Origin of the sequence: Shimia sp. (genome assembly GCF_049116215.1) — a bacterium.
In the GTDB taxonomy this organism is placed as follows: Bacteria; Pseudomonadota; Alphaproteobacteria; order Rhodobacterales; family Rhodobacteraceae; genus Shimia.
On sequence record NZ_JAGDZB010000001.1, the window covers coordinates 940,993 to 960,917 of the forward strand.

Here is a 19,925-nt window from a genome sequence, read left to right on the forward strand (position 1 = left end):
CTTACGCCACCAATGCTGGGGCAGATTTACGGCGCAGAACGTTGCCGTTGGATTGGAACACGTGGCAATCTTCTGGCGCCACAGTCAGACGCATGTTTTTGCCTTGCTGAATTGGTGCATCACCAGAGAGCGACGCGCAGAAACGGGTGCCGTTGCCAATTGTTCCGTAGGTGATCGAAACGCCACCAAGACGCTCAAGCACGTTAACAGTGATGTCCAGGCCATCTTCGCTCAGGGACACGTGCTCCGGGCGAATGCCAACTTCGACGGTGTCGCCTTTGGAAACGCCGGCGGTGTCCACAGGCAGGGACATCCTGTGTCCGCCATCAAGTTCCACGGTCAGAGCGCCAGTGGTTTCGAGAACAGTTGCTGGCACAAAGTTCATGTTGGGTTGACCAATGAAGCCAGCCACAAATTTGGTTGCAGGGTGGTGATACAACTCCATCGGGGAGCCAAATTGTTCCACTTTACCGCCGTTCAGCACCACAATGCGGTCGGCCATGGTCATGGCTTCGACCTGATCGTGGGTCACGTAGACCATGGTGGCGTCGAGCTGGTTGTGCAGTTGGCTCAGTTCCACACGCATGTCGCCACGCAGGGCAGCGTCAAGGTTGGAGAGCGGTTCGTCAAACAGGAAGACCTTAGGGTTGCGCACAATCGAGCGGCCAATGGCCACACGCTGACGCTGACCACCGGAAAGCTGGCCCGGTTTCAGGTCGAGTTTTTCTGTGAGTTGCAGGATGTCTGCAGCGCGCTTCACACGCTCGTCCATTTCTGCTTTTGCCATCTTTTGCACGCGCAATGGGAAGGCAATGTTCTCATAGACGCTCAGGTGCGGATACAGCGCGTATGACTGGAACACCATGGAGATACCACGGTCCACAGGGGCTGCGTCGCTGACATCTTCGTCGCCGATATGGATGGAGCCGGAGGTGGATTCTTCGAGGCCGGCAATGATGCGCAGCAAGGTGGATTTGCCGCAGCCGGAGGGGCCTACGAAGACCACAAATTCTTTGTCCTCGATTGCCAGGCTGATGTCGTGCAACACCTTGGCCGAACCGAAGGACTTGTTGATAGCATTCAGGTTGAGCGTCGCCATGGGTCTGTCCGTTTGTCTGAGAAGTTTCGTGAGTGGAGGCACCCCGGGCACGCCGCGCAGTTTGGCGCGCCCGGAGCAGGGAGGAACCCTTAGAGGGCGTCGTCGAGCTCTTCAGCTGCGATGGTCACCAGGTTGTCGACAGTGTCGTCTTTCAGGATGATGCCCTGAACCATGTTGGTGAACACAGACTGCAGCGATTTGAAGTCTTCTACGAGCGGCTCTGGGCCACCAGTAGCGATCGATGCAGTGAAGGTCGGCCAGATGCCGTCGTTGTAGTAAGGATCAGCTTTGCCCAGTTTGGTGTAATCCAGGATCGGTGTCAGACCCCAGCTGCTGTCCAGGTCGTACTGGCTGTCACCGGAGGTGATGCGCTGTGCCAGGTCGTGGGCCAGATCTTCGTGACCGGAACCTTTGAACACCACGATGGAGTCGGTGATCAGGATGGAACCGCTCTCACCGGATGGACCGGCAGGGATTGGGGCAACCAGCTGGTTGATGTCTTCGTTGTGCTGGCCGTGACCCCAAGGACCGGTCACATACATGGCGATCTTGCCGTCGTTGAACAGATCACGCAGCTGGCTGCGCTCCCATGCGGTTGGGCCGTCCTGTGCAACGTCTACGAGCTTGCCGTAGAATTCCAGCGTTTCGCGGGTCTCTTTACTGTCCAGCATGTTTTTGCCGGTTGCGCCGTCGATCACAGTACCACCGTTGGAGTACAGGTAGTTCAGGAACTGGTGCATGGTGTTGTCGAAGTCTTTGCCGGAGAGGCCAACGCCTGCCACTTCGGTGTTGTCCACAACGCCTTTGGCCATTGCGTACATGTCATCCCAAGTTGCTGGGGCAACACATTCCTGGCCGGATTCTTCAACGATACCACAGTTGATGTAGAGCGCTTTTGTGGAGAACGCGTGTGGGTAGCCCCACTGGGTGCCTTCGATAGTCACGGTGTTCAGAACACCAGGCTGGTAAGGCGCATCTGCGTCGATGTTGGCGGAAACGATCAGGTCGTTGTTGGCCAGCTGACGCAGGGTACGGGACCCCATGTAAGCGATGGAGGGTGGATCACCCGCAGCGGCCAGTGTCAAAGATTTGTCCTGGCATGTGCCCCATGGCACAGCTTCGAGGTTCACGGACACACCTTCGTGGTCTTTTTCAAACTGATCAACAACAGCTTGGTCTGCTTCGCGGACTTCGCCACCACACATGATGAAGTGCAGTTCTTTGTCTGCTGCCAGTGCGCCGCTTGCGGCTCCAGACAGAAGGGCTGCGCCCAATGTGAGTTTCACGAGTTTCATAGTCTTCTCTCCCTTGATTGAACTCATTCTTTAACCGCGCCTGCCGTAAGACCGGCGACGAGGTATTTTTGTAGGAACAGGAAGATGAGCATGACCGGTAGGACACCTACCAAGGCCGCGGCCATCATTTCGTTCCAGGTCACCGACTGATAGCCGATGAATTCGAACAGACCAGCAGGCAACGGCTGCAGCTCACGGGTCTGGTTGAATGTGATTGCGAACAGGAACTGCTGCGCATAGGCGCCGATGAAGACGGCAACACTCACCACGATCAGACCGGGCACGGCCAGAGGCAGAACGACACGGCGCAGGGTGTACATACGGGATGCCCCGTCGACAAAAGCCGCCTCTTCCAGTTCGCGTGGAATTTTCTCCAGGTAAGAGCGCAGCAGCCAGATACCGGTTGGGATCAGGAAAGCCACGCCAGGTACGATCATCGCCCAGTAGGTGTTCAGCAGTCCCAAAGTACGCAACACGCGATACAGCGGGATCAGCAGAACAGCACCGGTGAACATGTTCACGCCCAAGAAGATGCCCAGAGTGGTGTTTTTGAATGGGAACTGCAGGCGGGCAAAGGCGTAGGCTGCAGGCACCACAAAGAACATTGTGATCAGGGTCACCGAGGTGGCGATGAAGATCGAGTTAAAGATGTAACGTCCCAGCAGCGGCACGGTCACCCACATGTCCTTATAGGCCTTGAAGCTGAAGTCATCGGACCAGAACTGATACGGGCTGCGGAACAGGTGCTCCAGAGGGCGCAGGGACGCCATGAACATCTCAAAGAAAGGCAGCAGGATGAAGGTCAGGAAGACAGCAAGGGCTGCGTAAATGCCGACCATCTGCAGTTTGGAATAGCGATCCATCATATCACTTCACCCCGTAGCGTTTGTTGATTTTGTTCAGGAAGAACAAGTAGATGAGCGAGAATGCGGCGAGCAGGACAACGATGATCACGGCCCGTGCGGCACCTTCGCCGAATTTGTAGTTCCCGATCGCAACTTTGTAGGTGTCGATGATCAGGGTTGTGGTTGCGCTGCGTGGACCACCTTCGGTCAAAATCCAGATGATTTCGAAGCTGTTGAAGGTGAAGATCGCGGACAAGAGCGCCATGGAGACAATCACCGGCATGATCTGCGGAATGGTGATGCGGCGGAAGCGATACCAGCGACCAGCGCCGTCTACCCATGCAGCTTCATACAGATCGCGGGACACGCCCTGCATGGCGGCCAGGAAGAATAGGGTCACCATCGGAGTGCCCACCCAGACGTCGGTGACAACGGCAGAGTAGAAGGCGGAGGATTTATAGGCGAGGAATTCAAACGGACCGTCGGTGATGCCAAGTTTCATCATCACGCCGGACAGAACGCCAAAGTAGCCATTATAGAGCCACAGCCAGCCGATACAGCCAATGGCCATTGGGATGACCCAGGGCGGCATAACCAGAACCCGGAACAGGGCGCGGCCAGGAACAGCGGCATTCAGAAGCATGGCGCCAATCAGCCCCATTACCAGTTTGATGCCCACCGAGAGGAACATCCAATAAAAGGTGCGGACAACAGTTTGATGGAACTTGCGGCTGTCAGCCAGGTCTTCGTAGTTTTCCAGACCAACAAATTTCTCGCCACCGAGGCCAGCCTCCATAAAGGAGAGGCGGATTGTTTCGGCCAGTGGCCAAGCAACAATCACAGCAATGAAAATCATAGCCGGAGCCACAAGCAACCATCCGAAGAGTCCTTCAGACATGGAGCGGCTACGGGCGTCGGCGGCTGGTTGTGATGCCTGTGCGGATAGTTCGGCCATCAATTTCCCCCCTTGGTTTCGAACGGCGAATCAGTGAGCGAATCACCGCGTTACAAATATGGTACCTCAAAAAAGCCAAAATGCTACCAATATAATACCAAAAGACTTGACGGGAAATTTTATGATGTTTTTCAATAGGATGAAAGATAGTTATTTATGGGCACTTGCGTAAGTTTTGTAGATTGGTACTGTTTTTTAGACCATGTCAGGAAACCAGATGACCATTGAAGACACGATCTTTACGCCAGAGACCTGGTATCGTGCGGGCCGCGGGCCGCGCTACCAACAGTTGTCTCGGCACATCGCAACAGAGATCCGGACAGGACGTTTGCAGCCTGGTGATCAATTGCCGCCGGAGCGGGATTTGGCGGAGAAAGCTGACATAAGCCGGGTGACCGTACGCAAGGCTGTGGCGCAGCTTGTTGAAGAGGGTTTGATCGAGCAGCGCCGCGGGGCGGGTTCATTTGTTGCCGAAGCCTCACCGCGTTTGGAGCAGTCCTTGTCCTCGCTTGTGTCCTTTACGGAAACCATGCAGGCGCGTGGGATGACGGCCACGTCCGAGGTTCTATCAAGGGGTTTGTTTTCCCCTAATCCGGACGAAATGCTCACCCTGGGACTGGCTGCTCATGAAAAGGTCGCGCGCATCAATCGGTTGCGCAGTGCTGGCGGCGTGCCGATTGCGCTGGAGAATTCGTCGCTTCCGCGCGACATCTTGCGAGACCCGGAGCAGATTGAGACGTCTCTCTATGCGCTTTTGCGCAAGGACAACAGCGCGCCAACACGCGCCATTCAGCGGGTCACGGCGCTCAACCTGTCCTCCAATGATGCGGACCTGATGAAACTGCCGGAAGGCAGTGCGGTGTTGCAGATTGTGCGGACCGGTTTCCTGAGCTCCGGGCGCCCCATTGAGCTGACACGCGGGCTCTACCGCTCTGACATTTACGACTTTGTTTCCGAACTCAGATTGGACTGACATGCACTACGACAGCCGTATCAAGGGCGACACCATCACATGTGTTTTTACACCGGAGCGCGCCCTAACGGCCCCGGTTTTTTGTTTCTCGGGAATGGGCCCTTTTGAGGCGGTTTCAGGCGGAACAGTGATGAAAACCCTCGGGAGCTATACCGAAATTGCCTTGCCAAATCTGGTGGCGGGTGACGCCTATGAACTGGTGATTCAATATGCTGGCGGCTTTAAGCCGGCCAACCGCGCCTGGTTACCATTGGGGCCGTATCTGCGGTGCGGAAAAGAGATCATCGAGCTGCCCATCCCCGACTCAGGTTGCCGTCCGCAAGTTTTGCCGGATCTCGGGCCGGTTGAAGGTTTGGCTTTGGTGCCCCAACCACAGAGTTGGACTGCCACAGACGGTGTTTTGGAAACCTCCGGGTTTGTCTGCGACAGTCCTGCCTTTGAAAATGTTGCAGCCTTGGCCGGTCGTCGCGGCTGGACTTTTGTTGGGGAGACAGAGGTCACAGTTGAACATGCAGATTTGCCGGAAGACGCCTATGAGCTGGAGGTGTCCACCGATGGTGTGATCCTGCGTGCCGGCGGCTTTGGTGGCGAGTTTTACGGCGCGATCACCTTGTTGACCTTGCTGCAACACGGATCATTGCCCTGTGGTGTGATCAAAGATGCGCCGCGGTTTGCCTGGCGGGGACAGCATCTGGACACCGCCCGTCATTACTATGAGCCGCAGACCATTCTGGACCTGCTCGACCTGATGGCGCTGTTGAAATTCAACCGGTTCCATTGGCATTTTGCCGATGATGAGTCTTTCCGCCTTGAGATCGAGTGTTTCCCGGAGCTTTGGCAGAAAACTGCGCTGTGTGGCGAAGGGCATCTTTTGCCTGCGCTGTTCTCAGGCGCAGTCGAGGCCGGCGGCAGCTATTCCAAAGACACCGCACGTGCGATCATCGCCCACGCCAAGGCGCTCAACATCGAAGTGTTGCCGGAAATCGAAGTGCCCGCACATGCGATTGCGTTGACCCATGTGTTCCCGGACTTGCGCGATCCTAGCGACAATGGAGCGGAAGTCAGCGTGCAGGGCTATAAGGGCAATGCGGTGAACCCGGCGATATCCCGGACCTGGGATGTGCTGGAAGCCATCATGACCGAAGTGGGCGCGTTGTTCCCGTTTCATCACCTGCATCTGGGCTGTGATGAGCTGCCGGAAGGCACCTGGATGGGCAGCCCATTGGCGCGGGATTTGATGAAGCGTGAAGGTCTGGAAACTACTGACGATTTGCAAGGTTGGATGATGCAGAAGCTGGGCGCAAGGGCAGTCGAAAATGGTCAGCGCCCCTGTGCTTGGGAGGAGGCTGCCAAAGGCTCTAACGGCGGCATTGCCAACGGCGCCATCTTGTTCAGCTGGACCGGCCAGGGGCCGGGCTTGGAAGCGGCCCGCAACGGGTATGACGTGGTGATGAGTCCGGCACAGCACATCTACCTCGATATGGCGCACACCAGCGACAAAGACGACTGGGGCGCAAATTGGGCTGCGTTTGTCTCGCTTACCGACACCATCAACTGGGAACCGGTGCCGGATGCGGATCTCGCGGAGCGCATCATCGGCGTGCAAGGCACCTTCTGGTCTGAGTTCACCACAAAAGACACCCAGCTGTGGCCAATGTTGATGCCACGCATGTTGGGCGTGAGTTCCAAAGCCTGGCAAACAGAGTGTGTAGGTGCCGACAATTTGATCCGCTTGGCGCGTGTGTACAACGACCTGCCGGGGGCGGAGGCTTGGACTGGATAAAACGGGGAAACTGGTGCCGCTGATAGGACTCGAACCTACGACCCCATCATTACGAATGACGTGCTCTACCAGCTGAGCTACAGCGGCGCCGACGCGGTGTATAAAAGTGCGCTTTCGTCATGACAAGCCAATTCCAAAACGCGCGCTTCGGTGCGCGTTTTTTTGTATGTCCGGCGCATGGGTCAAAATCCGAGGCATGTCGAAGATTTCTGTAAATCAAACATGTTTCATCAAGACACCTTTAATGACTTTCCGCCTATTTTGAAGGAACGCTGCAGCGCGGCGCTGTCCCGGTTGGGAGATTTGGGCGCGTGTAACAACGGTTTGGTCATTTTGAATTGAAGAGGGTATGGTATGCACAGTGATGACAGCGCTCTGCTCTTCGTCGAAAATGTCTCACAGTCCTTTCGCCCGGCCAAAAGTAGCTGGTTTGGGTTCAAGCCGGAAACCCGGCCAATCAATCATATATCCTTGCGTGTGGCGCCGGGCGAAGTGGTTGGCATTGTTGGAAAACGGGCCGCTGGCAAAAAAACAGTGTTGCGTACCATTCTCGGTTTGGCGAAGCCTGAAACCGGTCGAGTCACGTTTTTGGATCAAGATATCGCCACTCTGACCAGAGCGGACAAACGCAAACTGCGGCCGCTGATGCGGCATGTGACACCGCAATCGGTTTCTCAACTGGACGCGAGTCAAACACCATCGGCTCTATTGAGAGAAGCGTTGTTGGAAACCCAGGTGACTCAGTCGGATGCGCAGGAACAGCGGGCAAAAGAGGCGCTGCGTCTGGTCGGATTGGACCATGTGGCGGCGCAGAGTGACCTTGAAGACCTGTCCGTCTTTCAGCAGCAGCTGCTGGCCATTGCTTGTGCGATTGTCACGCGTCCGCGCTTGGTCTTGGTGCAGGACCCGGCGCAGGGATTGGATGTGTCGGTGCAGGCGCGGCTTCTGGATCTGCTGCTAAAGTTGCAGGACGAGCTGCAATTGAGCATGGTGATTTCAAGCACGGATATTGTGATGTTGGGCAGCCTTTGTGACCGGCTGGTTGTGCTGCGCTCCGGCGAGATTGTTGAAGAAGGTCTGGCGCAGCAACTGTTGGATGCGCCGCAGCATGAACACACCCAACTGCTGCTGCAGCAGGCGCGGGACAAAGAGCGGGCTGCGTGATTACTCAGGTGTGAGTTCCTGTCTCCCTTGTGAGGTGAGGTGCCAGACACGCCCGTCCTCAAACACTGCCGCAGTGACCGCCTGACCATAGCCAGCACCGGTGTCGAGGTTTACGTGATTGCCAAAATGTGCGGGGTGCACCACTGGTGTATGTCCATGTACCACCAGCCAGGGATGTGGCTGCTCATAGGTCAAAAAATCTTCTCTGATCCAGCACAAATCGTCCTCTAGCTGATCCGCCAGAGCCACCTCAGGTCGGACGCCCGCGTGCACAAATAACAGATCCCCATGTTGCTTGAAATACGGCAAGTTGGTGAGAAAAGTGACGTGGTCTTCGGGCACGGTGGCGCGTGCGGCGGCATGAATTTCTGACAGGCGGGTCTCGGCATCAAAGTGCACCCCATAAGAGGTGAGAGTATTGCGCCCACCAAGTCGGTCATGCAGCCAATAAAGGTCCGGACGCAGGCGCATGTCCACTCGCGGGGAAGGTTCCAAGAAATAGCGGAACATACGGTCATGGTTGCCGTTCAAAACGGTCCAGTTTCGACCCTGTTCCAGCCCATTCAGGACAAAATCAATCACGCCTTTGCTGTCAGGTCCGCGATCCACAAGGTCGCCAAGAAACACAACTTCTGCATTCGGTCCACCATCGGCGACAATCCGCTCCATAACCTCTTCGAGCTTGTCGAGATGGCCGTGAATGTCGCCGATGGCGTAAACCGGAGTGGTCATTTAAGCGCGTCCGCAGAGTGAATGATGTTGCCGCACAATCCGTAGTCGATGGCCTCTTGCGCTGTCAGCCAGAAGTCGCGCGCAGTATCGGTGGCAATTTTCTCTTTGGATTGTCCTGTGGCGGCTGAAAAGAGCACGTCAAACCGCTCGCGCATGATGCGGATCTGTTGCGCCTGAATTTCCATGTCGGTGGCCTGGCCACCAATGCCGCCGGAGGGCTGGTGCAGCAGAAAGCGTGTGTTGGGCAGGCAATAGCGGTTTTCAGGCTTGGCACCCACAAAGATCAGCGCGCCGGCACTGGCCACCCAACCGGTGCCGATGGTGCGCACGGTGGGTTTGATGAAGCCAATCATGTCATGCACCATGTCGCCACTTTCCACGTGGCCACCAGGAGAAGAAATGAACATGTTGATTGGAGCGTCGCTTTCTTCCGCCAAAGCAAGAAGGTGTGTGGCGGTGCGCTGTGCCAGTTTGTCGTCGATTTGACCCGCCACAATCACATTGCGGCTTTGGAAAAACAGCTGCTCAACGCGAGCAGCTGTTGGGGTTTGGTCTTCGGGATTTTCGAGCAGAGTCGTCATCATGGTGGGGTCCTCGGTAACTGGCTTTGATCAATGCCCACACTGTTCACCGCCCTTGCCAGGAGTGCAACCAATCGGCGAATGAAAAACGCCGCCCCAAAAGGAGCGGCGCCTCACGTTTTGATGAGGTTGCGTCTTAGGCGACGTCAAACACCAGAGGTTTGATCTGCCGGAACATATCGGTTTCCGCCAATTTGGCACGGGCGTCTGCCGGAACCGGTTCGTCTACATACAAAAGCGCGATGGCTTCGCCGCCCACATCCGCACGGCCCAAGGTGAAGTTCGCGATGTTCACGCCGTTTGCTCCCAGGGTTTGACCCAGCGTACCAATGATGCCCGGCACGTCTTCGTTGGTGGTGTAGAGCATGTTCTCACCCACTTCGGCGTCAATGTTGATGCCTTTGATCTGGATGAAACGAGGCTTGCCATCGGAGAACACGGTGCCCGCAATGGAGCGCTCGCGTTTGTCGGTCACCACGGTCACTTTGATATAGCCATCAAAGGTTCCGGACTTGTCCTGGTTTGTAGTGGAAATCTGAATGCCACGCTCTTTGGCGACAACCGGGGCGGAGACCATGTTCACGTCCGGGTTGGCCTTTTTCATGATGCCCGCAACCACGGCGCAGTTCAGTGCGGCGAGGTTCATTTCGGAGACCACACCGTCGTAGAGGATGTTGATGGCAGTGATTGGCTCGTCGGTCATCTGGCCGGAGAAAGAGCCAAGGTGATCGGCCAGTTTGATCCATGGCCCCATGACCTTGGCTTCTTCGGCGGTCACGGATGGCATGTTCAGCGCGTTTTCCACGGCACCGGTCAGCAGGTAGTTGGACATCTGCTCGGCCACTTGCAGCGCCACGTTTTCCTGCGCTTCGGTGGTTGCGGCGCCCAAGTGCGGGGTGCAGACCACGTTTGGCAGGTTGAACAGGGCGTTTTCCTTGGCAGGCTCTTCTTTGAACACGTCAAAGGCTGCGCCAGCGACGTGGCCGGATTTCAGCAGGTCAGCCAGTGCTTCTTCGTCCACCAGACCACCGCGGGCACAGTTCACGATGCGCACGCCTTTTTTGGTTTTGGCGAGGTTTTCTGCGGAGAGGATGTTGGCGGTTTGCTCGGTGAATGGCACGTGCAGGGTGATGAAGTCGGCGCGCGGCAGCAGCTCTTCAAGCTCGACTTTTTCAACACCCATTTTGTCGGCTTTTTCCTCAGACAAGAAGGGATCATACGCGATCACTTTCATTTTCAGACCACGGGCGCGGTCACAGACGATGCCGCCGATGTTGCCTGCGCCAATCACGCCGAGGGTTTTGTTGGTCAGCTCGGTGCCCATGAACTTGGACTTTTCCCATTTGCCGGCGTGGGTGGATTCGCTGGCCTCAGGGATCTGACGCGCCACGGCGAACATCATCGCAATGGCGTGCTCGGCGGTGGTGATCATGTTGCCAAACGGCGTGTTCATCACGATCACGCCTTTCTTGGAGGCGGCTTCTTTGTCGACATTGTCGGTGCCGATGCCCGCGCGGCCGATGACTTTCAGGTTGTCGGCTTTTTCCAGCAGTTTGGCTGTGGCTTTGGTGGCGGAGCGGATCGCCAGACCGTCATATTGGCCAATCACTTCGGCCAGCTTGTCTTTGTCTTTGCCGAGGTCGGGCATGAAGTCGACGTCGATGCCGCGGTCACGGAAAATCTGAACGGCGGTTTCGCTGAGTTTGTCGGAGACGAGTACTTTGGGAGCCATGTTGAGCGTCCTTTATATCGGGGGGCCGTGTTGGCCAAAAATGGAATAGGGGAAATGCCCGGCGAGGTCGCCGGGCGAAAGTCGCTTACGCTTGTGCTGCGATCTCGGCCTCAAAGGCCCATGCGAGCCAAGGCAGCATCGCTTGCAGATCAGCAGTCTCAACCGTGCCACCACACCAGATGCGCAGACCGGCCGGCGCGTCACGATAGGCGCCGATGTCCAGCGCGATGTTTTCGGCTTCCAGACGTTTGGCAACGGCCTTGGCAAAGGCCGCGCCGTCTTGGATGCGGTCATCGGTGAACTTCAGACACACGGAGGTGTTGGAGCGTGTTGCGGCGTCCTCGGCCAGATTGGCGATCCAGTCATTGGCGTCGCAGAAATCAAACACCGCTTTGGCGTTGGCGTCTGCACGCGCGATCAGACCTTTCAGGCCGCCCTCAGAGCGGGCCCAGTCCAGTGCGAAAAGGTAGTCTTCGACAGCCAGCATGGAGGGCGTGTTGATGGTCGCGCCGGTGAAGATGCCTTCGATCAACTTGCCGCCTTTGGTCAGACGGAAGATCTTTGGCAGGGGCCATGCCGGGGTGTAGCTTTCCAGACGTGCAACAGCGGCTGGGGAAAGCACGATCACACCATGCGCAGCTTCACCGCCAAGCACCTTCTGCCAGGAGAAGGTGGTCACATCCAGCTTGTCCCATGGCAGGTCCATGGCGAAAGCAGCGGATGTCGCGTCACAGATGGTCAAACCGTCGCGGTCATCCGCAATCCAGTCAGCGTTTGGCACGCGCACACCGGAAGTGGTGCCGTTCCATGTGAAGACAACATCGTTGTTATTAGAGTCGACAGTCGCCAAATCGACGATCTGGCCGTAGTCGGCAGTTTTCACTTCGGCGTCGATTTTCAGCTGTTTCACAACGTCGGTGACCCAGCCTGCGCCAAAGCTTTCCCATGCGAGCATTTCAACTTTGCGCGCGCCCAGAAGGGACCAAAGCGCCATTTCAACCGCGCCGGTGTCGGACGCTGGTACAATGCCAATGCGGTAATCTGCGGGGATGCCCAGAACTTCGCGGGTGCCTTCGATGGCGTCCTTCAGCTTGGCTTTGCCAACAGCTGCGCGGTGGCTGCGACCCAGAGCGGCGTCGGCCAGTTTAGTGACATCAAATGTGGGGGGTTTGGCACATGGGCCAGAAGAGAAACGCGGGTTGGCCGGCCGCGTCGCCGGTTGCTGAGTAGCCATCAATGCTATCCTTACAGATAAATGCCTCTCGTTGGGGAGAGGTGTCCCACGGACCGAGATAGAAGGGATGCTGCGACTGCACAACAGGGAAAATGTGGGGTTCCGACAGTTTGCACATCAAAAGCGACGTGTTTTGACCACTATAGGAAACACGCGGGCCGCGGAGACTGGCATCTGATTGCACCGGTTACAATCCTTTGCTGGCGCAAGACGGCTTGGCGTGGTCTATGCAGCGTCAACTCATCACGCGCTGACCAACCGAGGACCTTGATGTTTACTGCCACGCTTCTGACTTTACCAACTTCTGCCAATTTGGATCCTGCTTTGGTTGATAACCTGCGCAACGCTTGGGGTGGCGGTGACGCCGTTTGGTTGGCACCTGATGAGGCGGCGGAGTTTAGTTTGTCCGCGATGCCGGACAATCAATGGGACGTTTGGGCGGACTTGCAGAAGATGGGCGTGGACCTTGTGGTGCTGCCTACCGAAGGGCGGCGCAAGAAAATGCTGCTGGCGGATATGGACAGCACCATGATCCAGCAGGAATGCATTGACGAGCTGGCGGACGAGGCCGGTGTTGGTGAACGCGTGAAAGATATCACCGCGCGCGCGATGAACGGAGAATTGGATTTTGACGGGGCGCTAACCGAACGGGTTGGTTTGCTCAAAGGTCTGGATGAGAGTGTGATTGGCAAAGTGCTGGCTGAGCGCATCACCTTTATGCCGGGAGGCAAGGCGCTTTTGGCAACCATGAAGGCGCAAGGCGCCTATGCGGCATTGGTATCCGGTGGCTTTACTGCCTTTACGGCCAAGGTGGCGCGCGAGCTGGGCTTTGATGAGAACCGCGCAAACACGTTGTTGACCGAAGGTGGTAAGCTGACTGGCGATGTTGGGCGGCCAATCTTGGGGCGCGAAGCCAAAGTGCAGGCGCTGAAAGAGATCACAGAGCGCCTTGGGCTCACACATGATGATGTGATCGCCGTTGGGGACGGCGCCAATGATTTGGGTATGTTGGGATTGGCGGGCGCTGGAGTGGCGTTGCATGCGAAACCTTCTGTGGCGGCCGAGTGCGACATTCGCATCAACCACGGGGATCTGACCGCGCTGCTCTATATTCAGGGTTATGCCAAATCCGAATTTGAGGGTCTCTAAACAGTGCTGGAATTTGGAATTGAAGGCCTGCTGATCCTTTTGGCGGCAGGGTTTTTTGCAGGTTTTGTTGACGCTATTGCCGGCGGTGGCGGGCTGATCACCCTGCCGGCCTTGATGATCGCAGGTGTGCCACCGGTGGTCGCCCTGGCGACCAACAAAATCCAAGGCATGTTTGGCTCCGGAACGGCGGCGTATTCCTACGCCAAAAGCGGCTTGGTGAACCTGCGCGAACAGGTTTTGCCTGCCGGGTTGGCGTTTTTCGCTTCCTTGGCTGGCGCATTGCTGGTGTCTGTACTGCCGACAGATTGGATTCGTCTGATCCTGCCGGTCTTGCTGATTGGCATCGCGTTGTTCTTTGCCTTTCGCAAAGATCCCGGTGACATGGACAAAACCGCGCGTCTGTCGCCTTTGGCCTTCACTTGGACAGCGGTGCCCTTTGTTGGCGCTTATGATGGTTTGCTTGGGCCGGGGGCCGGCAGTTTCTACATGATCGCCTTTGTGGCGCTGGGCGGCTACGGCATTTTGAAAGCCACTGCCCACACCAAGCTACTGAACTTCGCCTCCAATGTAGGTGGCTTGGCTGGCTTTATTCTGGTGGCTGAGCCACTTTGGGCTATTGGCCTTGCTATGGGCGTGATGCAGATGTTTGGCGCAGCGCTTGGGGCAAAAATGGCGATGGCCAAAGGCGCGAAGCTCATCCGGCCGCTGTTGGTTGTGACCTCGATGGTGTTGGCGCTGAAGCTGTTATGGGATGTGCTTTGAGGTGAATCTCGTACTGTCAATTTTTGCGGGATAGGTGTCCCCACACGCCAGTCAGCACGGAAAATTCACGGATTGATGAATTATGTTTGGTTGCTAAGTGCAGGATTTGCTTATCTTTAGGTTGCATTCTTGTGCCGCGAGTTGTTTATCTCTGCAATGCAGCAACGTTTACAAATCTGTCAAAATAGGCGACACGGGAGGCAATCTTCCCAGCCCTTACAAAGTCATAGTTGAATGAAAACAGTTTCTTTATACGCCGCGCCGCTTCTGGTCGCCGGACTTTTTACATTGGCACAGATGTTTGGTTTGAGATGGGCAGATGCTGGAATAGCGGTGTTTGCTGTCTTGCTGCATGCACCATCCTTGGTGCCAGTGCGCATCATACGGCTGGGTGTCGGTGCCAAACTGGGGGCGTTTCCGGAGACACCGTTTTTTGCCTTTATCTTTGTGGCTTGGGGCGCGGCCGCAATCCTTTACGGTTCCACCGCCTATGCTTTGACTGCGGGGGCAATTTTCGCTGTATCGGTTGGGATTCAGTTTGGCGTTGTTCGGGCGATTGATCTGATCGTGAAGAAGGTTCAGAACGTCGGCGCGCACAATCCCAACTTTCAAGCCAATCGTCTTATGTCGGTGCTTAAGCGCATTACGTTTGCCATGCGTGCGGCAACCGCAGGCCTCTCCCTGCTTGTACTATGGAGTTTTATGGCCAGCGGCGAGGGTGCCATCTGGTGGCTTCCAATTGCTGTGTTGGCACCAATTCTGTCCGTCATGGCAACCTATGGCAACGGTCAGAACTTGCTGGCCTTTGCCAAGCAGGCTGCGGAAACTGCCGATGAAACCATTGCTGCGGCCTGTGCGGATAACCCGCCCACATCCGCGATCTACTATTCCTCTGCAAAATCATCGCGGCACCGACAGCTGGCGCCGGTGATTGCGCGTCTCAAGGAGGCGGGTGTCGTCACCGCGCTGATGAGCCGGGAGCAACATTCCACGGACGCATGCCGGTCGGCCAAGCCCGATCATTTGTGGCGTGCCTATACGCTTGACACGCTGGATACCTTCGCACGGCCCTCAGTGAAGGCAGCTTTGTATCTCAACGATGCTGCCAAGAACACGCATTTCATTCGTTTCAACGAGATGGCGCATATCCTCTTGGCACAGGACACGCCGTTGTCCACCCGCAGACGGTTGCGCTCAAACATGACGGTTTATGATGCCATTGTTGCGCCGGATGTGCAGGTGGCCGCACTTTGGCGCCGGAATTCTGATCCGGAATTGGCGTCCCGTGTGGTTGTTGTAGATCCAAATGCTGTGCCTTTGCCGGAACTCGCCCAAGACAAAAACGGGTATTCGACACTAGCCCTGTGTTTGGAACCCGGCTCTATGCCAGCGCAGGATATGTACCATTGCGTCGAGGTGCTTCGCTCCATCATTCGTTGGGTTGAAGCTGATCCAACCCGTCGTTTGATGGTGTCTTGCCAAGCGAATCCAGTCTCAGAAGAGACGCCTATTAAAGTGGATGCCGCCTATTTGGCGCTGCGTAAGGTTCTGAAGGCAGAAGCGGAGACCTCTGAACAGGTGACGGTTCTGGAGGGGGCGGAAACTCTGGTGCGGTCCACCGGCGATATTCTGATTGGCACCGGAACGGATGATTTGTGGAGCTATGCGCAGTCAAAGCGGCCTATGTTGCTCTTGGGGCCTTGGACGGAGCGCACTGACGGTCGACAGCTTTGGGGCACTCCGGAAGAAATAGTTGCGCAGTTGGACGCCGCCACTAAGGGCGGCCATGTCCCGGCACCTGAAACATTTAAACGTCAAAGATATAACTCGCTTGCGACGCTTATTGAAAGCGTGTCTGAGACCAAGCAGACGGGAGTCTAGCCTGTGATTTTATTGGTAGTTTTACTGTGCCTGATTGTTGCGATTGAGCTGGCGTGTATTCAGGTTCATCGCAAATCGGTCAAAGACACACGAGTGTCCACGTTAAAAAGCACCGACTATTCTGTGCAAAACCGGTCCAAAATTATGGCAATGGCGCAGGGCGGGGCGACCGCCTTTGTGTTGGTGCTTGCCGCGGCCATGCAAGTGGCCCCAATCGCGATGGTTGTTACCTTTCTTTTCTATGTTGGTATTCGCGCGGGGACCGCGTTGGAAGATCGTTCCACCGCAAAGGATTCCCGTGCTTTGCGGTTAAGCAAACTTTTTGTGGCCCGCGAAACATCGGATGCACGGTTCGCGTTCTATTTCTCAGCCCCGCGTCCCCAGGACATTTATCATGTGACGATGTGGCTCGAGGCTCTCAAATCAGTTAGGCACAAATTTCTTGTGGTGGTGCGGGAACAACAGCATCTGTCGGAAGTGCCTGTGTCTCAAGGGTTTGAATGCGTGACATTTGCCGGATTGCCGGTAAGTCAACGTTTGCTTCCGGCCTCCTGTCGCGCCGTTTTTTATGCCAACAACAGCATGTTCAACATCGATGTTATTCGTGGAAACACGACGATGCAGCACGTGCAGTTGTTGCATGGGGACAGTGATAAACCTCCAAGTTTTAGTCCGGTGTCCAAAGCCTACAACAAGCTGTTTGTGGCGGGGCAGATGGCGATTGAGCGGTATGCAAACAACAATGTTGCCATTGCCCCGGAGCGTTTCAAGATTGTTGGTCGGCCTCAAATTGAATCTCAGGATGTGACCCCAAACAATCGCAAAACCGTTGTCTATATGACCACATGGGCCGGCAACTTCGAGGATTCCAACTTTTCGTCATTCAGTCAGTCGATCAAGATTTTGAAAACTGTTTCTGAGCATGGCGGCGTGGATGAGATCATTTTCAAGCCGCATCCCGTGTCGCAGAAGGACCCCAGTTGGGAGAGCATTCGCACGCAGTTTTTTGATTTGGCACGGACGGCCAAGATACCGATCAAATGGGCTGAACCTGAAGAGAGTCCGTTTGAGCTTTATGCCAAGGCGGACGTTCTGATCTCCGATATTTCCTCGACTATTATTGACTATCTGCATGGTGGCAAACCTTACATTGTGACCAACCCGCAAGGATTTTCGGATGAGGTTCTAGAGGGTTATCCGTCGGTGGATGGCGGTTACATGTGTTTGCAAAATGCTGACAACGTGGCTGATCTGGTCAAGCTGGCATTGGACGAAGATCCGTTGGCTGAGGAGCGAGAGCGGGTGCGGCAGTTTGCATTTGGCGATCTGGATCGGCCTCGTGGCGACGCGTTCCGGGAGGCGTGCTGGGAAATTATCAGCAAGCCTGTGAAGTCGATCGAACAAACGTAATAGCACTTATCGGGCGGACGAAGCCGTCGTTTTTGCGGAGTTGCCTGCGCCGCCTCCACGCCTGAGGAGACCAAGCCGCCAAAATATGGTACGCTGATCATGCGCGCGATCCTTCGGGGCGCGGCGCATGTTTCAGGACTTTCAAGACAGCTTTTTTGTCGGAGGGAGACGTACCATGCCCAAGTTTATGTTTATCTATCACGGTGGCGGGCGACCGGACACGCCGGAAGAGGGCGAGCAGGTCATGGCGGCCTGGATGAAATGGATGGACGGCATCGGCGAGGATTTGGTCGATGGCGGCAATCCTGCAGGCATGTCCAAGACGGTCACAGTGCACGGTGTGGCGCATGACGGTGGCGCCAATCCTGTGTCCGGTTACACTCTGGTCAACGCCGCCGACATGGACGCCGCCTGTGAGATTGCCAAAGGATGCCCGATACTGGAGCACGGCATGGGCACCGTGGAGGTCGCCGAAGCGATGGAGATGTAAGGCGGCCAGTGGGCCACCTTTTTGATTAGCTCAGCGTGGAGGCGGCGCGCATCACACCGGTTTGCAAGCCATCCCAGTTGCGGATCGGCGCATCGAGGTATTTTTGCGCCTCAGGATGGTTTGGATCCAGCACACCGAGTTTCACCAGAGTGGCGGCCAGGGCGTTTTCGGAGGCGCGGGTGGCGCCGTCGATGATTTTCAGAGCCACGCCCAGCTTCTGTTCCGGCAACATGGCGACAAAATAAGCCTCCGCGCCGGTCTTGATCGCCACTGTGTGCCCCATGGCCCGCATCAGATTGGTGCAAGCGCGGCCTTCGCCAGCGACATATTCCGGGTGCTTTGCCATGGCGGTGCGTAACCTCGCCGCCGCAGTTTCACGGGTGCCATTGCCTTCGCGTGCGGCAGCGTAAAACGCCATCGCGCGTGCCATGCCTTTGAGCGTACTAGCGTGGTTGGGGGCGGAACAGCCGTCAATCCCATAACCTGCACTGTCCTCATGGGTCAGCTCTTCATGCGCCGCCTGAACCGCTCTTTGCACCGGGTGGTCAATGTCAGTATAGGCGCCACTTGCACCCAGGTGCTTGGACAGGGTCAGGAAACCGGTGTGTTTGCCGGAGCAGTTGTTATGCACGCGGCACACAGGGTCGTTGCAGCGGATCAAATCGTCGCGGATACCAATGTCACGCGGCTCCTGTGGGCCACAGATCAGGTCGTCATCGGTGAAACCCTGCGCAGCCAACCAATCGTTGACCATGTCGTTGTGGATCGCAGAGCCGTTGTGCGACGCGCAGGCCAAGGCCAGATGTTGATCGGTCAGACCTGCCGCGTCAGCCGCGCCGCTTTCCACCAAAGGCAGCGCTTGAATCATTTTGGAGGAGCTGCGCGGCAGCACAATTGCGTCCGGATTGCCCCAAGCATGCACGATGTCACCGTCGACATTACAGACAACCGCATGGCCGGAATGCAGGCTCTCCAGAATGTCTCCTCGCCAGATTTCGGTCATTGGCACGGCTTTGGTCATGGTTTCTCTCGCAATTGTTGGCAATTTTGTGCCAACGGGTCTTTCGCGCGGCAACAAACATGGGCTAAACTCTGCGCATCGCGTATAACAAAGTCCAGCCCACTTCAAATGGTGCAAAGCCAACGGGCGGACGATAAGAGGCAATACACAGCTTGGAGGCTGTAAAGAGCATGACATCACGTTTGGTGAAAGCGCTGGCTGTAACCGTGACTGCGGTTTGGGGCGGTATGGTATCGGCACAGGCGACAAGCGAAAATCAGGTCAACGCCATTACCGATTGGAGCGTCTTTGAACACAAAGACAGCAGCAAGCGGGAATGCTGGGCGGTGAGCACCGCCAAAGAGAGTGTGAACACACGCGGCGGACAGGTTGTTGCGGTGCGCCGCAGTGACATCCTTTTGTTGGTATCGTTTGTGCCAACCTCTAGCGTTGCGGGCCAGGTGGGCTTCACCGGCGGCTATCCTTTTGCGGGTGGCTCAACAGTGGATGTGACCATCGATGGGCAAGCCTTTGTAATGATCACAGATGGGGAGTGGGCCTGGCCTGCATCCTCTGGCGATGACGCCAAGATGGTGGCGGCGATGAAGCGCGGCGCGGATGCGACGTTTAACGCCCGTTCTTCACGTGGAACCAAGACCAGCGATACCTTCTCTTTGCGCGGCTTCACAGCTGCCGTAGAAGACGCTGAGAAACGCTGTAAGTAAGCGCTTCGGGCCACCCGGAGCAAGGCCTCTGCCAAGGCCTTTAACTGCCTGACATTGCCACCATGGGGGAGGCTGATCGGATCAACCGGTCAGCAGTTAAGCCATGGGAGAGCAG

At 56.4% G+C, this 19,925-nt stretch carries 18 protein-coding genes and 1 tRNA gene; 9 read left to right on the plus strand and 10 right to left on the minus strand.

The window, feature by feature from the left end; all coding sequences use genetic code 11:
* Position 1 precedes the first annotated feature (1 nt).
* The 4 genes from JXR15_RS04440 to JXR15_RS04455 all read right to left on the minus strand — a co-directional run bounded on the left by JXR15_RS04440 (position 2) and on the right by JXR15_RS04455 (position 4,194).
* Complete coding sequence (locus JXR15_RS04440) at positions 2-1,099, minus strand: ABC transporter ATP-binding protein (protein WP_422052020.1); 1,098 nt, start codon at positions 1,097-1,099, stop codon at positions 2-4.
* Positions 1,100-1,188: 89 nt separating this feature from the next.
* A complete protein-coding gene (locus JXR15_RS04445) occupies positions 1,189-2,394 on the minus strand; it encodes an ABC transporter substrate-binding protein (protein WP_422052021.1) in 1,206 nt (401 codons plus the stop codon).
* Positions 2,395-2,417: 23 nt separating this feature from the next.
* Entirely contained in the window at positions 2,418-3,260 is an 843-nt protein-coding gene (locus JXR15_RS04450; protein WP_422052023.1) for a carbohydrate ABC transporter permease, read from the minus strand.
* A 1-nt stretch (position 3,261) separates the two neighbouring features.
* Entirely contained in the window at positions 3,262-4,194 is a 933-nt protein-coding gene (locus JXR15_RS04455; protein ID WP_299421606.1) for a carbohydrate ABC transporter permease, read from the minus strand.
* A 217-nt stretch (positions 4,195-4,411) separates the two neighbouring features.
* Here JXR15_RS04455 and JXR15_RS04460 point away from each other — a divergent pair, with 217 nt between their 5' ends.
* Together JXR15_RS04460 and JXR15_RS04465 are read left to right on the plus strand one after the other, a co-directional pair.
* Positions 4,412-5,167, plus strand: coding sequence for a GntR family transcriptional regulator (locus JXR15_RS04460; protein ID WP_422052025.1), 756 nt, complete (start codon positions 4,412-4,414; stop codon positions 5,165-5,167).
* A 130-nt stretch (positions 5,168-5,297) separates the two neighbouring features.
* A complete protein-coding gene (locus tag JXR15_RS04465) occupies positions 5,298-6,950 on the plus strand; it encodes a beta-N-acetylhexosaminidase (RefSeq protein ID WP_422052026.1) in 1,653 nt (550 codons plus the stop codon).
* Between the two features lie 11 nt (positions 6,951-6,961).
* Here the strand turns inward: JXR15_RS04465 and JXR15_RS04470 are convergent.
* Positions 6,962-7,037: transfer RNA gene (locus tag JXR15_RS04470), tRNA-Thr, on the minus strand.
* A 267-nt stretch (positions 7,038-7,304) separates the two neighbouring features.
* Between JXR15_RS04470 and JXR15_RS04475 the strand changes: the two genes are divergently transcribed.
* Positions 7,305-8,114: an ATP-binding cassette domain-containing protein gene (locus tag JXR15_RS04475; RefSeq protein ID WP_422052027.1), complete on the plus strand. Its 810-nt coding sequence runs from the start codon at positions 7,305-7,307 to the stop codon at positions 8,112-8,114.
* Here the strand turns inward: JXR15_RS04475 and JXR15_RS04480 are convergent, their stop codons facing one another.
* The 4 genes from JXR15_RS04480 to JXR15_RS04495 all read right to left on the minus strand — a co-directional run bounded on the left by JXR15_RS04480 (position 8,115) and on the right by JXR15_RS04495 (position 12,393).
* Positions 8,115-8,846 carry a metallophosphoesterase family protein gene (locus JXR15_RS04480; RefSeq protein WP_422052028.1) on the minus strand — a complete coding sequence of 244 codons (732 nt, stop codon included), beginning with the start codon at positions 8,844-8,846 and terminating at the stop codon, positions 8,115-8,117.
* Complete coding sequence (locus JXR15_RS04485; RefSeq protein WP_422052029.1) at positions 8,843-9,430, minus strand: ATP-dependent Clp protease proteolytic subunit; 588 nt, start codon at positions 9,428-9,430, stop codon at positions 8,843-8,845. The genes JXR15_RS04480 and JXR15_RS04485 overlap by 4 nt, the downstream gene beginning before the upstream one ends.
* 133 nt (positions 9,431-9,563) lie before the next feature.
* Positions 9,564-11,159: a phosphoglycerate dehydrogenase gene (serA, locus tag JXR15_RS04490; protein ID WP_422052030.1), complete on the minus strand. Its 1,596-nt coding sequence runs from the start codon at positions 11,157-11,159 to the stop codon at positions 9,564-9,566.
* An 85-nt stretch (positions 11,160-11,244) separates the two neighbouring features.
* Positions 11,245-12,393 carry a phosphoserine transaminase gene (locus tag JXR15_RS04495; RefSeq protein ID WP_422052031.1) on the minus strand — a complete coding sequence of 383 codons (1,149 nt, stop codon included), beginning with the start codon at positions 12,391-12,393 and terminating at the stop codon, positions 11,245-11,247.
* A 270-nt stretch (positions 12,394-12,663) separates the two neighbouring features.
* Here JXR15_RS04495 and serB point away from each other — a divergent pair, with 270 nt between their 5' ends.
* From serB to JXR15_RS04520, 5 genes are all read left to right on the plus strand, one after another.
* Positions 12,664-13,542 carry a phosphoserine phosphatase SerB gene (gene serB / locus JXR15_RS04500; RefSeq protein ID WP_422052032.1) on the plus strand — a complete coding sequence of 293 codons (879 nt, stop codon included), beginning with the start codon at positions 12,664-12,666 and terminating at the stop codon, positions 13,540-13,542.
* A gap of 3 nt (positions 13,543-13,545) precedes the next feature.
* Positions 13,546-14,304, plus strand: a complete 759-nt coding sequence (locus JXR15_RS04505) for a TSUP family transporter (protein WP_422052033.1) — start codon at positions 13,546-13,548, stop codon at positions 14,302-14,304.
* A gap of 234 nt (positions 14,305-14,538) precedes the next feature.
* Positions 14,539-16,185: a hypothetical protein gene (locus tag JXR15_RS04510; protein ID WP_422052034.1), complete on the plus strand. Its 1,647-nt coding sequence runs from the start codon at positions 14,539-14,541 to the stop codon at positions 16,183-16,185.
* 3 nt (positions 16,186-16,188) lie between these two features.
* Positions 16,189-17,595, plus strand: a complete 1,407-nt coding sequence (locus tag JXR15_RS04515) for a CDP-glycerol glycerophosphotransferase family protein (protein WP_422052035.1) — start codon at positions 16,189-16,191, stop codon at positions 17,593-17,595.
* A 175-nt stretch (positions 17,596-17,770) separates the two neighbouring features.
* Entirely contained in the window at positions 17,771-18,085 is a 315-nt protein-coding gene (locus JXR15_RS04520; protein ID WP_422052036.1) for a YciI family protein, read from the plus strand.
* A gap of 25 nt (positions 18,086-18,110) precedes the next feature.
* On the opposite strand, the gene JXR15_RS04525 is transcribed toward JXR15_RS04520, so the two are convergent.
* Positions 18,111-19,106, minus strand: a complete 996-nt coding sequence (locus tag JXR15_RS04525; protein WP_422052037.1) for an asparaginase — start codon at positions 19,104-19,106, stop codon at positions 18,111-18,113.
* A gap of 170 nt (positions 19,107-19,276) precedes the next feature.
* Here JXR15_RS04525 and JXR15_RS04530 point away from each other — a divergent pair, with 170 nt between their 5' ends.
* A complete protein-coding gene (locus tag JXR15_RS04530) occupies positions 19,277-19,810 on the plus strand; it encodes an invasion associated locus B family protein (RefSeq protein WP_422052038.1) in 534 nt (177 codons plus the stop codon).
* Positions 19,811-19,925: the final 115 nt, after the last annotated feature.

Bases quoted from the DNA above. Each gene is read 5' to 3' on its own strand.
- JXR15_RS04440 (WP_422052020.1), bottom strand. From the start codon at position 1,099: ATGGCGACGCTCAACCTGAATGCTATCAACAAGTCCTTCGGTTCGGCC.
- JXR15_RS04445 (WP_422052021.1), bottom strand. From the start codon at position 2,394: ATGAAACTCGTGAAACTCACATTGGGCGCAGCCCTTCTGTCTGGAGCC.
- JXR15_RS04450 (WP_422052023.1), bottom strand. From the start codon at position 3,260: ATGATGGATCGCTATTCCAAACTGCAGATGGTCGGCATTTACGCAGCC.
- JXR15_RS04455 (WP_299421606.1), bottom strand. From the start codon at position 4,194: ATGGCCGAACTATCCGCACAGGCATCACAACCAGCCGCCGACGCCCGT.
- JXR15_RS04460 (WP_422052025.1), top strand. From the start codon at position 4,412: ATGACCATTGAAGACACGATCTTTACGCCAGAGACCTGGTATCGTGCG.
- JXR15_RS04465 (WP_422052026.1), top strand. From the start codon at position 5,298: ATGAAAACCCTCGGGAGCTATACCGAAATTGCCTTGCCAAATCTGGTG.
- JXR15_RS04475 (WP_422052027.1), top strand. From the start codon at position 7,305: ATGCACAGTGATGACAGCGCTCTGCTCTTCGTCGAAAATGTCTCACAG.
- JXR15_RS04480 (WP_422052028.1), bottom strand. From the start codon at position 8,846: ATGACCACTCCGGTTTACGCCATCGGCGACATTCACGGCCATCTCGAC.
- JXR15_RS04485 (WP_422052029.1), bottom strand. From the start codon at position 9,430: ATGATGACGACTCTGCTCGAAAATCCCGAAGACCAAACCCCAACAGCT.
- serA (WP_422052030.1), bottom strand. From the start codon at position 11,159: ATGGCTCCCAAAGTACTCGTCTCCGACAAACTCAGCGAAACCGCCGTT.
- JXR15_RS04495 (WP_422052031.1), bottom strand. From the start codon at position 12,393: ATGGCTACTCAGCAACCGGCGACGCGGCCGGCCAACCCGCGTTTCTCT.
- serB (WP_422052032.1), top strand. From the start codon at position 12,664: ATGTTTACTGCCACGCTTCTGACTTTACCAACTTCTGCCAATTTGGAT.
- JXR15_RS04510 (WP_422052034.1), top strand. From the start codon at position 14,539: ATGAAAACAGTTTCTTTATACGCCGCGCCGCTTCTGGTCGCCGGACTT.
- JXR15_RS04520 (WP_422052036.1), top strand. From the start codon at position 17,771: ATGCCCAAGTTTATGTTTATCTATCACGGTGGCGGGCGACCGGACACG.
- JXR15_RS04525 (WP_422052037.1), bottom strand. From the start codon at position 19,106: ATGACCAAAGCCGTGCCAATGACCGAAATCTGGCGAGGAGACATTCTG.
- JXR15_RS04530 (WP_422052038.1), top strand. From the start codon at position 19,277: ATGACATCACGTTTGGTGAAAGCGCTGGCTGTAACCGTGACTGCGGTT.